This window comes from Aggregicoccus sp. 17bor-14 (assembly GCF_009659535.1).
In the GTDB taxonomy this organism is placed as follows: Bacteria; Myxococcota; Myxococcia; order Myxococcales; family Myxococcaceae; genus Aggregicoccus.
Map to the genome: position 1 here is coordinate 310,046 of NZ_VJZZ01000007.1, position 14,230 is coordinate 324,275.

The 14,230-nt window shown below is 73.9% G+C and carries 6 protein-coding genes; 5 read left to right on the forward strand and 1 reads right to left on the reverse strand.

From position 1 onward, the window contains the following. Nucleotides 1-217: 217 nt before the first annotated feature. The 3 genes from FGE12_RS15820 to FGE12_RS15830 all read left to right on the forward strand — a co-directional run bounded on the left by FGE12_RS15820 (nt 218) and on the right by FGE12_RS15830 (nt 11,624). Nucleotides 218-7,477 (forward strand): carboxypeptidase regulatory-like domain-containing protein, encoded by a 7,260-nt coding sequence (locus FGE12_RS15820; RefSeq protein WP_194797916.1) that lies wholly within the window; start codon nt 218-220, stop codon nt 7,475-7,477. A gap of 90 nt (nt 7,478-7,567) precedes the next feature. Continuing rightward, nucleotides 7,568-10,795 carry a DUF6310 domain-containing protein gene (locus FGE12_RS15825; protein ID WP_153867299.1) on the forward strand — a complete coding sequence of 1,076 codons (3,228 nt, stop codon included), beginning with the start codon at nt 7,568-7,570 and terminating at the stop codon, nt 10,793-10,795. Nucleotides 10,796-10,805: 10 nt separating this feature from the next. Then, nucleotides 10,806-11,624 carry a DUF5953 family protein gene (locus tag FGE12_RS15830; protein WP_153867300.1) on the forward strand — a complete coding sequence of 273 codons (819 nt, stop codon included), beginning with the start codon at nt 10,806-10,808 and terminating at the stop codon, nt 11,622-11,624. A 91-nt stretch (nt 11,625-11,715) separates the two neighbouring features. Here the strand turns inward: FGE12_RS15830 and FGE12_RS30700 are convergent, their stop codons facing one another. Further along, nucleotides 11,716-11,847, reverse strand: coding sequence for a hypothetical protein (locus FGE12_RS30700; protein WP_255449921.1), 132 nt, complete (start codon nt 11,845-11,847; stop codon nt 11,716-11,718). A 181-nt stretch (nt 11,848-12,028) separates the two neighbouring features. Here FGE12_RS30700 and FGE12_RS15835 point away from each other — a divergent pair, with 181 nt between their 5' ends. Then, nucleotides 12,029-13,294 (forward strand): NAD(P)/FAD-dependent oxidoreductase, encoded by a 1,266-nt coding sequence (locus tag FGE12_RS15835; protein ID WP_153867301.1) that lies wholly within the window; start codon nt 12,029-12,031, stop codon nt 13,292-13,294. Then, on the forward strand, nt 13,291-14,223 hold the full coding sequence (locus tag FGE12_RS15840) for a sigma-70 family RNA polymerase sigma factor (protein WP_153867302.1): 933 nt from the start codon (nt 13,291-13,293) through the stop codon (nt 14,221-14,223). The genes FGE12_RS15835 and FGE12_RS15840 overlap by 4 nt, the downstream gene beginning before the upstream one ends. The last annotated feature ends 7 nt before the right edge of the window (nt 14,224-14,230 follow it).

A 14,230-nucleotide genomic window follows, 5' to 3' on the forward strand; every position in this document is an offset into this window, starting at 1 on the left:
AGATGTCTAGGCAAGAGTGCGCCCGCGCATACCTAGACGTCAAGGTATTGCGCGATCCGGCGAAAAAGCGGCCGGCCCCCGTCTCGGGGCGGGGGGCATGGGCTGGGTGCAGTTTGACTCATTGTGAACGCATGTGCTTCAACCCCGCCGGTGTCGGATCGCAGAGCACATCCGGCGCAGGGAGCTGGGAGGGGACATGCCTGGAGTTGGACGTCGCGTGGGAAGCGTGCTGCGCCTGAGCGCAGTGCTGCTGGGGGTGCTGGCGTCGTTGGGAGCTTCAGCGGTCCGGGCCGAGGAGCCGGCGCTCGGCGCGGGGCTCGCCTGGCTTGCCTCGCAGCAGGCGGCAGACGGCAGCTACGGGCAATCCCCTGGCGCGCTGGCCACGCCGGTGCAGTCCACCTGCGAGGTGCTGCGCGCCCGGCTGCTGCTGGGCGAGCGCGGGGCGGTGGGCTTCAACGAGGCGCTCGGCTACCTCGACTCGCACGGCGACGCCGACACTGAGGTGCTCGCGCGCCGCATCGCGCTCGACGCGCAGCTGGGCCTGCCCGTGCCGCCCGCCGCGCTGCAGCGGCTCTCGCAGCTGCGCGCGAACCAGCGCCCGAACGGCGGCTTCGGCGCGCGCGCAGGCTGGGACCCCAGCGCGTTCGACACGTCGGTGGCGCTGGATGCGCTCTCGCTCGCGGCGTCGGCCGGAGATGCGACGGCGGCGCGCGCGGTGGGCTTCCAGCTCGGGCGCCAGCAGTCCAGCGGCGCGTGGGTGAGCCCGGGCAACCCGGCGTCCGTGTACGTCACGGCGCTCGGCATGCGCTCGCTCGTGGGCTACCGGGACACCTCCGTGGGCGTGAAGGATGCACTGGGCCGGGCCCAGGCTTTCCTCCTCTCCGCACGGGGGCCGGACGGGCTGTGGGGCGAGGACTACAAGAGCGCCACCGTGCTGCTCGCGCTGCTGCCCTTCGTGAGCGACCTCTCGCTGGTGGAGGCGAGCGCGGGCGCGCTGCAGGCGCGCCAGCTCGCGGACGGCAGCTGGGCGGAGGACCCCTTCACCACGGCGCTCGCGCTGCAGGCGCTCAAGGCGTACGCGGCGCGCAAGGCAGGCCCCGGCCCCGCGGCCTCGGGCTCGGTGAGCGGCTACGTGGTGCGCGCGGGCAGCACCGAGCCAGTGGTGGGCGCCACGGTGACGGTGGACCAGGTGCCGGGCGTGGCGGTGCTAACCAACGGTGACGGCTACTACGTGGTGGGCGGGCTGCCCGAGGGCAGCTACACGGTGACGGCCCAGAAGGCGGGCCTCAGCTCCGCGAGCGCGGTGGTCAGCACCCGGTCGGGCCAGGTGAGCGTGGCGCCGGCGCTGGTGCTGCAGCTGCTGGACGGCTCGGGGCTCGTGTCCGGGCTCGTCTTCGACGCGGAGACGCACCAGCCGCTGCAGGCGGTGCAGGTCTCGCTCGCGGGGGCCACCGGCTACTCGGTGCTGACCAACGCGGCGGGCGCCTTCGACTTCGGCCCGGTGGCTCCGGGGGCGTACACGCTGCGCTTCGAGAAGCAGGGCTACCTCGCGATGAGCGGCGCGGTGACGGTGGTGGCCGGCCAGCCGCTCAGCGCGCAGCTGGGCCTCACCCGCGCGGGCGGCGCCGTGGATGGCTCGCCCGGCGTTGTGAGCGGCAGGGTGGTGGACGGCAAGACGGGCCTCGCGCTCGCCGGAGCCCTCTTCGACCTGGGCGGCGGGCTGAGCGGCACGTCGGCCGCGGATGGCACCGTGCGCCTCGCCTCCGTGCCGCGCGGGACCTACGCGGGCACGCTGAGCGCGGCGGGCTACCAGTCCGTCACCTTCAGCCTCGTGTTCGCGCCGGGGGCGAGCGGGGACGTGGGCACGCTCACGCTGTACCCGGCCACGGCCACCACGCCGCCCACCTCGCTCACCCTGCGCGGGCTGGTGGCGGACGGGGTGAGCGGCGCGCCGGTCGCGGGCGCCACGGTCACCCTGGTGGAGACGGGCGCGAGTGCCACCACCGGCGCGGACGGGCGCTTCGCGCTCTCCGGCATCACGCTCAAGAGCTTCCAGCTCGCGCTGAGCGCGGGCGGCTACGTGGCCGCCACCTACGGGATGCAGGTGGCCGCCTACGGCGAGGCGGACGTGACGCTGAAGCTCTCGCCTCCGGGCACGGGCGCCAGCTCCACCCAGCTGGTGGGCCAGGTGACGGACGCCGAGACGGGCGCCCCGCTCGCCGGGGCGCAGGTGGCGGTGCCGGGCAGCAGCCTGAGCGCCACCACCGGCGCGGATGGGCACTACGCGCTGCTGGGCATCGACAAGCTCGAGTTCACCCTGAGCATCTCCGCGGTGGGCTACAGCCAGCAGCAGCAGGGCGTGCGGCTCTCGGCCCACGGCCAGTACACGCTGGACGCGGCGCTCTCGCCCGTGCCGGACGACAGCTTCCAGGTCGTCACGGTGGCGGCGCGCCAGGCGGAGTACCCGGGCGGGGGCACCGCGCTCTTCGACGTGCGGGTGGCGAGCCTGCTGAACGGGGCGAAATTGGTGGGCGTGCTGGGCGAGGTGCAGGACGTGAACGGCAACCCCGTGGCCACGGTGCGCCCCTACGCGCCCGGCACGGGCGTGCCGGTGAGCCAGCTGGGCTTCGACCCGCACGAGGTGAAGGAGCTCACCGTTGCGTGGGACACGCAGCAGTTCTCGCCGGGCACCTACCGGCTCGTGATGCGGGTGTCCGAGCCGGGCACCACGAGCCGCGCGCTGCCCTACGGCGAGGTGCTCGCGGAGAACGCCGGCAGCACCCGCATCACCTCCACGCTGGCGCTCGGCGGCGCGCTGAGCATCGACCCGCCCCTCACCCAGGCGGGCCTGCCCACGCCGGTGAACCTGGGCGCGCTCGTGCGCAACGCGGGCAACACGACGCTTTCGCCCGGCCGCTACGTGCTCACGGTGAAGAGCGCGAAGACGGGCGCGGTGCTCTACACCGCCGAGGCGCAGGCCGAGGCGCTCCCGGTGGGCAACAGCGCCGCGGTGGCGTTCGGCAGCTGGGTGCCCACCGAGAACGGGAACCTGCCCGTCGCGGTGAGCGCGAAGGACCCGGCGGTGCCCGGCGTGCTCTCCGGCACGCTCTACGTGGGTGACAAGGCCAGCGGCACCTTCACGGTGAGCCGCACCGCGGTCCCCGAGGGCAACCAGACGGTGCGCGGCACGGTGCGGATGCAGGGCGTGGACACCACGGTCGGCACCGGCACCGACCCGCTCTTCGCGCTGGTGAAGGAGGCGGTGCGCCGCGGCGGCGTGTACACGGGTGCCCAGGCCATCGCCTGGCACGACACCAACAACAACGGCGCGGGCTGCCTGGGCTGCCACATCGAGACCCAGAGCCTGCTGGGGCTCTCCTCGGCGCAGCAGAAGGCCACCATCGATCCGCAGAGCGTGCAGTACCTGTTCAACGCGGTGAGCACCTCGCTCAACGCGGACGGCTCGCTGCGCCTCTCGCACCCGGAGTTCGCGCTCACCCAGGCGCCGCTGGGCCTGTGGTCGCTGAGCGCCTGGGCGGACGTGGCCGCCACCTTCCGCGCGAAGTACCGCGTGGCCCAGTACATCAACGGCCGCAAGGTGCGCGTGGGCAACCAGACGCGCTGGGACAACGACCACGGCTCGGCGGGCTGGTGGGCGACGTCCCCCGCGCTCACCGCGCTCACGGTGAAGGGCTTCGTGGACGTGGTGCAGAACGCCGGCAAGCTGCAGCCCGGCGAGGTGCCCGACTACGCGCTGGGCGCCGCGATGTCGCTGGGCGCGGGCGGCACCTCCGAGGGCGTGGCGACGGGACCCGACGGGATGCTCTACGTGGTGCGCACCGGCGGCACCATCACCCGGATGGATCCCGCGACGGGCGCGGTGGCCACGGTGGCCACCGGCCTGGGCAGCATCCGCGGCATCGCGGTGGCGGCGGACGGAACGCTCTACGTCACGCGCTACGGCTCGGCGAGCAGCATCTGGAAGATCCTCCCCGACGGCACCCGCAGCACCATCGCCGTCTCCGGCAACATCCCCAACGCGAACTTCGGACCGGACGGCTGGCTGTACCTGCCGGACTGGGACGGCAACCGCGTCGTGCGCGTGAGCCCGGCGGGCCAGGTGGAGACCTACGTGAGCGGCGGCCTCCTCAACCGCCCCTACACGGTGGCCTTCGACCAGGCCGGCAACCTCGTGGTCGCCAACTACTACGCGAAGGAGCTGCTGCGCGTGGACGCTGCGAGTCGCAGCGTGAGCAAGCTCGCGGACGGCCTGGGCTACGAGCCCACGCACATGGCCCGCGCGGCCGACGGCAGCATCTACTACGCAGCCCCCGCGGGCCGTGGCCTGCTGCGGGTGCGCCCGGACGGCACCGCCGAGCGCGTCATCGACTCACCGAACGCCCTGTACGGGCTGGCGGCGGTGGGCGACAGGGTCTACGTGGTGGACAACAGCACGAACGCCATCCGCGAGGTGGTGGCGAGCCCGCTGGACACCCTCGCGCTCGGTGCGCTGCGCGACGAGGTGACGCCCGCCGTGCGCTACCTCGCGGCGAACACCGAGTCGGACAACGACAACACCGTGCACGCGATGCGCCTCATCGGACTCGAGGAGGGGCGCGCGCTCGTCACCGATACGGCGCTGCTCGCGCAGCTGGACGCGAAGGTGAGCGCCGAGGCGGCGCTGCTGCGCGCGCGCCAGAAGGCCACCGGCGCCTGGTCCCGCTACAACTCCAACGGCGGTGGCGACCCGCTCACCACGGCGCTGGTGGGCATCGCGCTCGAGTACACGAACCCGAGCCCCAAGGACCTGCAGATCCGCAACGCCATCACCTACCTGCTCAACGCGCAGACGCAGGATGGCTCCTGGGACAACTACGACAACGGGCTGACCACGCGCCTCGCGTCCACCAGCTTCGTGATGGTGTTCATGCCCAAGGCGCTGGATCGCCTCGGCGGCATCGACATCGACCTCTACGTGGAGACGCCGGGCAACATCCAGCTGGCCAACGCCTCCGTGGCGCCCACCACCACGCCGGGAGCGGGCGGCAGCGCCACCCACCTGTGGAAGCTGCCGGGTGTGACGGGGGATGGGCGCGAGGTGCAGTTCGACCTCGGGCTGCTGGGCATGCAGCTGGGCGAGGAGCGCCCGGCCGCGAGCCGCGCCTACCTCGTCTTCAAGAACTCCTTCGTGGACGAGCCCGTGCAGCTGCCCCTGGAGGTGCCGGTGGTGCGCACCACCAGCGGCGCGGCCCTGACGGTGGCCACGGACCGGCCGCGCTACGGCGCGCACGAGACGGTGCAGCTCGCCGCCACGGTGACCAACACCAGCGCGGCCCCGTCCTCGGGCCGGGTGGCGCTGAGCATCGTGCCGCGCGGGGGAGGGGAGCCGCTCGCGCTGCTGCCCGCGCTGCCCTTCTCGGGGCTCGCTCCGGGCGCCCAGCTCCCGCTGCTCAGCGCGTGGGAGAGCGGCGCGGCGCTCGCCGGTGACTACCAGGTGGACGCGCTGGTGCTGGACGCCGCGGGCCGCGTGCTCGCGAGCGCATCGGCGCCCTTCTCCATCGACGCGCCCGCGCAGCTCGCGGCCGCGAGCGTGGCGAGCGACAAGCCCGTGTACGAGGCCTGGGACCGGGTGGGGCTGCTGGCGCGCGTGCGCAACGCGGCCCCCAACGCGCTGCTGCCTGCCTCGCAGGCCACGGTGACGGTGCAGGCGCCGGACGGCCACACGGTGTTCACCGGCAGCGCGCCGGTGAACCAGCTGCTGCCCGGGGCGCTCGAGGACCTGCCCTTCGCCTTCGCGCTGCAGGACGCGCCCGAGGGCAACTACCGGGTGACCCTGCAGCTGGATGACGCCTTCACCCGCGAGCCGCTCGCGAGCGCCACCGCGGGCTTCCAGGTGGTGCGCCACCCGGCCGCGAGCCTCAGCGGCAGCGTCTCGGTGCGCGCGAGCAGCGTGTACCTGGGCGAGAGCAACCTGTGCACCGACACCGCGGGCACCGGCGCGGCCTCGGGCCTGAGCGGGGTGCGCCTCCTCCACCAGGTGGTGCAGGTGGACACCGGCCGCGTGGTGGACGAGGCGAGCGAGACGGTGGCGCTCACGGCCAGCGCGCCGCTCACCCGCACGCACGGGGTCTCCACGCAGGGGCTCTCCGTGGGCGGCTATGCCTGCCTCCTGCTCGCCGAGCTGGACGGCACCCGCCGCACGCTGGGCTACGCGGGCTTCCAGGTGGTGGAGCCCCCCATCCGCTTCACCGCGGCGCTCTCGCAGGCCGGGCGCGGACGGCTGCTGGTGCTGGTGGACAACGTGGGCGGCGGCACGGCGGACCCCAACGGGCCCGCGAGCGCTCCGGACCTGGTGGCGCAGCGCCGCTTCCTCGTGGAGTTGCTCACCCGCGCGGGCTGGTCCTTCACCCTCACGGACACGGCGGACGCCTTCACGCGCGAGCTGCGCACCGGCGACTACTCCGAGTACGCGCTCTTCCACGAGCGCGAGAAGCTGGACACCCAGCTGTTGCGCGAGCTGCGCGAGGCGGTGTACCGCGGAGAGGGGCTGCTCGTGTCGGGCGGCCACGACTCGCGCGACTACATCCACGACGACGCGCTGGGCATCTGCTTCACCGGGCGGCTCGAGGGCATCGGCGCGGTGGACCTCGCCGCGCCCTCCTTCCCGCTGCTCTACGGCCGCATCCCCACGCTCTCCGGGGAGAAGCCCATCCGCTTCCTGCTCGAGGGCGCGGAGGGGCTGGGCACCTACTTCCCGGCCACCCAGTACGGCGCCGAGCCGGCGCTCTCGCTCAACGCCTTCGGGCGGGGGCAGGCGGCCTTCTCGGGCGCGGACCTGCTGGCCATCGCCACCCGCGACGGCCAGGCGAGCACCGCGGCGACGGTGCTGCGCGCGATGCTCGAGAAGGTGCAGCCGGAGTCGCTCGCGGCCGTGGGCGGCGCGGTGGTGCCGGTGCGGCTCGAGGTGGCGAACCAGGGCATCGCGGTGAGCGTGGCCGCCTCGCTCGCCCTGCCCGCGGGCCTGCGTGTGGTGGACCCCGGGCCGGGCGCGGTCTCGGGTGGGGTGCTCGGCTTCTCCTTCCCGCTCGCGGAGGGAGAGACGCACGCCTCCACCTTCTGGGCGCGCCTGCCCACCACGCCCGGCCCGCTGCTGCTCGCGGGCCAGGTGACGGCGAGCCAGGGCGGCCAGAGCAAGGTGCAGCCCGTCTCGCTCGCGCTCGCGGTGGCGGCGCCCCAGGCGCTGCAGCCGGTGCTGGCCCAGCTGGATGCGCTGGGTAAGGCGGCGCGCGACGATGCCTGGGTGTTCAGCAACGCGGCCACCCACGTGCGCAACGCGCTCAAGCGCACCTCGCCGGAGCTCGCGGTGAAGGACGCGCTGCTGGCCACCGAGCGGCTTGCGGACACCTCCAGCGCGGAGGCCGTGGAGCTGCGCATCGCCATCGACCAGTGGATGCGCCGCGCCTACTCGCAGCCGTGATTGCAGCGGGGGGAGCCCGCTCCCCCCGCCCCCGCCCTTTCCCCTCTCTGCCGGCCCCCCGCGGGGGGCTCCACCTTCGGGACACCTCTCATGAAGAAGCCTGACGCCGAGCGGCGCCGCATCAGCTCCACGATGAAGCTCAACGCCCTGCTGGTGAGCGTCACCATGCTGGGCATGTGCTACCACCCGCCGCAGCTGCGGCTCGCCGAGGCGGTGATGGCCTCGGCGCCGCGCCGCCCGGTGGGTGCGGGCCCGCGCGCGATGCTGCCGCCCAGCAAGGAGCTGGTGCTCGCCGCCACGATGGAGAACGTGACCGGCGCGCTGGACCAGGCGCTCGCGAAGAAGGCCCCGCGCGCCGAGGCCGACGCGCAGCTGGCCACGCTGGCCAAGACGCTGGACACGGTGGAGCGAGACAGCCTCGCCTCCTTCGCGCAGGTGGAGCAGGAGCTCACCGCGCGGCAGCTGCCGCCGCTGATGCTCGAGCGCCACCGCGAGGCAGTGCGCGACTTTCAGGCCAAGGTGGGCCAGCTGCGCACGGATCTGGTGGCGGTGCAGGGCGCGCGCAGCACGGCGGCGCGCGACGCGCTCACCGAGCGCATGCGCGCGCTGCTCGCCTCCAACCGCGGCGCGGCGCCCGTGCGCCGGGTGGACCCCTCCCACCTGCCGGTGCGCTCGGCGAGCCGCGAGCCGATGGCGCCCGCGCTGGATGTGGCCTCTCTCTCCCGCCGCCTGGCGACCCTGGCGGTGGCGGCCCGCACCCGAAGCAGCAGCGCCCGCGGGGGCAAGGTCTCGGCGCTCGGCGCGGCGCCCAGCGCTTCCACTTCGGGCAGCGCGGCCGCTGCGCCCGCCGGCACCGCCGCGGCGCTGGACGCGGATCTGCCGCCGGACCTCGCCGCCACCGAGGATGTGCAGCTGACGCCCGCGGTGCGCGAGCTCGCGGCCTCGCTCGGCAACAGCCCGGTGCGCATCTACAACTGGGTGCGCGACAACATCCGCTACGTGCCCACCTACGGCTCGGTGCAGGGCTCCGAGCTGACCCTGGTGAACAAGCAGGGCAACGCCTTCGACACGGCGAGCCTGCTCATCGCGCTGCTGCGCGCGGCCCACGTGCCGGCCCACTACGTGTATGGCACGGTGCAGGTGCCGGCCGCCCAGGTGCGCGCCTGGGTAGGAGACGCGCCGAGCGTGGGCGTGGCCCAGGAGCTGATGGCCACCGGCGGCATCCCCAACGTGGCGCTGGTGGCCGGCGGCACCATCGCCGCGCTGAAGCTCGAGCACGTGTGGGTGGAGGCGCTGGTGGACTTCGAGCCCTCGCGCGGGGCGGTGAACAAGCAGGGGGACACGTGGGTACCCCTGGACGCCTCGTTCAAGCCGCACACGCGCGTGGCCCCGCTCGACCTGCGCACCGAGACGGACGTCAGCCTGCAGGGCATGTTCGACGACATCTTCGCCGTGGCCCAGCGCAACGCGGACGGGAGCGTGACGCAGCTCTTCCCCGACTACGCGCAGGTCAAGGGGCTGGAGGCGGCGCAGCAGGCGATGGCGCAGCTGAGCGCGAAGTACCCGGACCTGCGCCTGGAGCAGCTGGTGGGCGGGGTGAGCATCGCGCCGCGCAGCGCGCAGGTGCTGGATGCGAGCCTGCCCTATGACGTGGTGGCGCGCGGCACGACCTTCAACGCGCTGCCGGCGGGCCTGCGCCACACGGTGACGCTGCGGCTGTATGCCAACGAGTTCGACCGGGCGATGGAGAGCCCGGACCTGGAGACCACGCTCAGCCTCGCGCGGCTGGGCAGCGGGCGCCTCAGCGTCATCTACGCGCCGGCGAGCGCCGCGGACGCACAGCTCATCCAGAGCTACAAGGACGCCCACGCCTCCTCGCTGCCGGTGTACCTGGTGCATGTGGTGCCGCAGGTGCAGCTGGACGGCGCAGTGCTCGCCACCGGCAGCGTGACCACCATGGGCACCAGCCAGAGCTGGGAGCTCACGCTGGGCGGGGCCAATGAGCCTTCGAGCATCCCGGACGTGTACGACATCCCCGCCGGCAGCGTGAGCGTGTTCGGCATCGACGGCAACGGCCTCACGGCGGAGGCGGTGCAGGCGCGGCAGCAGGCCCGCGACGAGCTGAGCGTGGCGGAGAACATGCACCAGGTGGCGCTGCGCTACTTCACCGAGTACGACCAGTTCGACGAGATCATCGCGCGCCCGCTCGGCGTGACCAAGCTCCGCCTGCCCTCCGCCGGCCTCTTCGCCGCGCCGCTGCAGGTGCGCTACCTCTTCGGCATGCCGCGTTCCGGCTCGTTCAACGGCCCCATGATGGACGTGAAGCACGTGCTGGTGGGCGTCGCGGGAGGCACGGCGGACGAGCGCTTCCGCTTCATGTCCCAGAGCGGGGTGCAGGGCTCGTACCTGGAGGGCTCGGTGATCGACCAGGTTTTCTCGCGGCGCCAGGGGGCGGCCCACTCGACTGCCCAGGTGTTGATCGACGCCGCCCGCGAGCAGGTGCCCATCTACACGCTGGATGCGGGCAACGTGGCGGCGGTGCTGCCTACCTTGCAGGTCTCCGCGGACTTGCGCAGCGAGCTCGCGGCGGCGGTGGCCGCGGGCAAGATCGTGGTGATCCCGAAGTACGCGCCGCGCGGGGTGGTGGGCTACATCCTCCAGGACCGCGAGACGGGTGCCGGCGCCTACATGATCGACAGCGGCGCGAACGGCGGCGTGGGCGAGTCGTGCGACCAGCAGCCGGAGCCGGAGCCGGTGCGGGTGCCGGTCTTCAAGATCCTCGCGTACCTCGCCGCCGCGTTCATCATCCTCGCGATGATCGCCGCGGCGTTCGGCCCGGGCACCCAGGCGGCGGAGCCCGCGCTCGCCGCGGGGCTGGCCGCGATCGTGTTCGGCATCATGCTCGCGCCCAGCAATGCGTACGCGGCCGAGCCCCGCGTCTGCTGCATCCCCAAGCCCGTGCCGCACCTCGGCGGCAACCTGGTCCACAACATGTGCGCGGACGTGGTGCCCCCCAACGACTACCCGGGCAACGACGCGCGGGTGGATGGCAAGAACTTCGACGCCTTCAATGCGCTGGAGCGGTCGCTCTGGGAGGCGAAGACCTACAATCCGGCCAACTGCACCTCGAAGTTCTGCCAGGAGAAGCTGCAGCCCATGTGGTACGCGGCGGACCTCGCGGAGCTTGCGTCGGAGCGGGCGATCGCCCACAAGTGCGAGTACTCCTTCGGCCTGGCTGCGGGAGACAACGGCTACGCGCTGGCGATGTCCCCGTCGATCGACTTCGCGAACGTCCAGAGCATCTGCCTCCAGCCCTGAGGAGGGCGTCGTGACGAACGCGGGGCCCCTGCGCATCGAGTTCCAGGTGGCCCCGCTCGGGGGCGCTCCGGCGTCTTCCGTGCTACGCCTGCTCGAGGCGCTCGAGCGCGCGCTGGCGCCCGTGCGCCTCGCGTGGCGCGGCGAGGTCGCGGGGGCCTTCGAGGCCACCGACGATCCGCGCTGGCGCAGGGCCTTCCAGCTGGTGGAGGTCCCGGACCGGGAGGCCTGGGTCGGCGCTCAGCTTCAGGCCCGCAGGACCGTGTTGCTCTACGGGGGCCCCGAGCTGCCCGGGCTCTCGGTGACGGCACAGCCGGCGCTGGACGTGCAGCTCGCGAGCGGGGAGTCGGTGGGGACGGTGATCGTGGCCTTCACCCCGGGCTCGGTCGCGATGCAGGCCGTGCCGGCGCTCGTCGAGGCAATGGGTGATGCGCTCTCTGCCTGGACCTGTGCGCTGACGCCGCCCGCGTCCGCTGTGCTCGCGCTGCAGGTGCAGCGCGCTCCCCCGGGGCCCGTGCGCCCGGGCGTGCAGGCGCTGCTCGCGAAGTCGCCCCGCCTGGCGGAGCTGCCGCGCCTGCGCGGCACGGCGCGCCTGTCCTGCGCCGTGGCGCCGCCGTCCATCGGGTGGCTCAACTACTGGTCGGACGCGACTGCGCAGTGGCTCGGCTTCCCGGACCCGGCGCGGGATGCCGAGTGGCTCGCGCGGGCGCACCGCACGCCCGCGGGCGCCTGGCTGCTGCAGCTCACCGAGGCGCCGCTGGACCTGGAGCGCCCCGAGCATCTGGACCTGCTCATCCGGGCGTACCGGCGCTTCGAGCGCATCGGGGCCTGAGCGGGAGCGCTCGGGTGGGCGGAGCGCCAGATCTCGAGCACCCCGTGGAGCAGAGGGCGGGTCGCGCCGGAGCGTGACCCGCCCATGGCTCTCAGCTGTTGAAGACCTGGCCCTCGTGCTGCATGTCCTCCTGGGCCTTGACGGTGCGGCCCGTGGACGGCGCGCAGGTGGAGACGGTGAGGGTGGCACCGGCGAGGAGGACAATGAGGCGGCGAAGGTTCATGGGACTCGACCTGTGTGAGATGGAAAGCCTTCAAATCAGGCTAAACCTGCTTAGGCGAGAGCCCGTGCGAGGGCAAGCCTTTGCGCCGCGCGTCCCGGCCTCGGGGGTTGCGCCGCTGTAACGCGCGGGGCCCGCCAGACGTGGACACGGCAGACGCAGCACTTCTGCCGGAAGGTGCACGATGGCGCAGCATGCAGACGCAGACGTGGTGGTGGTGGGCGGTGGGCTCGCGGGGCTGAGCGCGGCGGTCCACGTGGCGCGCGGGGGGCGGCGCGTGGTGTTGCTCGAGCGGGCGAAGTCCCTGGGCGGGCGCGCGCGCAGCCAGGAGCAGGGCGGCTTCCGCTTCAACCTGGGGCCGCATGCGCTGTACCGCCACGGCGCGGCCGCGCGGCTCCTCGCGGAGCTGGGCGCCGAGGCCACGGGCGGCGTTCCGGGGGCCGGGGCCTTCGCGCTGCAGGGCGGGCGGCTGCACACGCTGCCCTCGGGCCCGGTGTCCCTGCTCACCACGGACCTGCTCCCCCCGCTGCAGAAGCTCGAGCTCGCGCGGGCGCTCGCGGCGCTGATGCGTACCCCTCACGGCGCGTTCAGCGGGCTGCCGCTCAGCGAAATTCTCCAGATGCGCGTGCGCGGCGACCGCGCGCGCGCCGTAGCCGCGATGCTCTTCCGCCTCGCCACCTACTGCGCGGAGGCCGAGCACCTGGACGCGGGCATCGCGCTGGCCCAGCTGCAGCACGCGCTCTCCGGCAACGTCCTCTACGTGGACGGCGGGTGGCAGACGCTGGTTGACGGGCTCGCCGCGCGCGCCCGGGAGGCGGGAGTCGCCTGGCACACGGGCGCTCGCGCGGTGGCCGCGGATGCGCAGGGGGTACAGCTCGCGGACGGCGGCCGCGTGTGGGCGGCGTGCGTGGTGCTCGCCGTCCCGCCTGCCGAGGCCGCGCAGCTCGTCCCGCAGGATGCGGCGCTCGCCGCGCCCGTGCGCCCCGTGCGCGCCGCCTGCCTCGACGTGGCCCTGCGCCGGCTGCCCCGGCCGCGCCACCTCATCTTGCTCGGCGTGGACGCGCCGCTGTACACGTCCGTGCACTCGCTGGCCGCACGGCTCGCGCCTCCCGGGGGCGCGGTGGTGCAGGCGGCGCGCTACCTGCGGGCGGACGAGCCGGCGCCCGCGCGGGAGGAGCTGGAGATGATGCTGGACACCCTGCAACCCGGCTGGCGCGAGGAGGTGGAGTCCGCGCGCTTCCTGCCCTCGCTCACCGTGATGAACGCGCTGCCCGAGGCCTCGCGGCGCGGCGCCCGGGTGCCGGTGTCCTCGCCCGCGCGCCCGGGCGTGCTGGTGGCTGGCGACTGGGTGGGCGCGGAGCCGGGGCTGCTCGTAGACGTGGCACTGGCGAGCGCGCACGAAGCGGCGCAGCGGGCGCTCGAGCTCGTGGCCGTGCAGGCCGCTGCATGAAGAGCGCAGAGCAGCGGCCGCACGCGCGGCACCTGTGGGGCCTGCTGTACCGGATGACGGGCGTGGCCGCGGATGCGGACGAGCTGCTGCAGGAGACTTACCTGCGCGCGCTCGAGCACCCGCCCCAGGGCGAGCCGCGCCCCTACCTCACGCGGGTGGCCCTCAACCTCGCGCGCGACCGGCTGCGCCGCCGGCGTCGCGAGGGCTACGTGGGGCCCTGGCTTCCCTCACCGCTGCCGACGGAGGAGGAGGTGCCGCCGGGCGTGGAGGCGCGGCTCGCGGACGGCGCCTCCACCGAGGCGCGCTACGAGCTGCTCGAGAGCGTGAGCTGGGCCTTCCTGCTCGCGCTCGAGGCGCTGCTGCCCGTGCAGCGCGCGGTGCTGCTGCTGCGGGACGTGTTCGACCAGGAGGTGGGCGAGGTCGCCGAGGCGCTGGGCCTGAGCGAGGGCAACGTGCGCGTCATCCATCACCGGGCCCACGCGCGCATGGCCGCCTACGACGCCGCCCGCGAGCCGCTGGTGGGGGCGCGGCAGCGCGCCTCCCGCGAGGCGCTCGAGGGCTTCCTCACGGCGCTGGCGCAGGGGGACGTGGAGGCCGCGCGCAGCCTGCTCGCCGAGGACGTGGTGGTGCTGCAGGACGGCGGCGGGGTGGTCAACGCCGCACGCGTGCCGCTGGTGGGACCCGAGCGCGCGCTGCTCTTCTTCCAGCGCATCACCGCGCTGCGCGGGCTTCCCGAGTCCTTCGCCTGGCGCGAGCTCAACGGCCTTCCCGCGCTGGTCATGCGTTGGACGCAGCCCGCCACGCTGGCCACCTATCCCACGCGGGCGGTGACGGCGGTGCAGGTCGACGCGAAGGGGCGCATCCGGCGGCTCTGGTCCCAGATGGCCCCGCGCAAGCTCGAGGGCAGCGGGGACCTGTTCGCCCCCTGAACGCGCT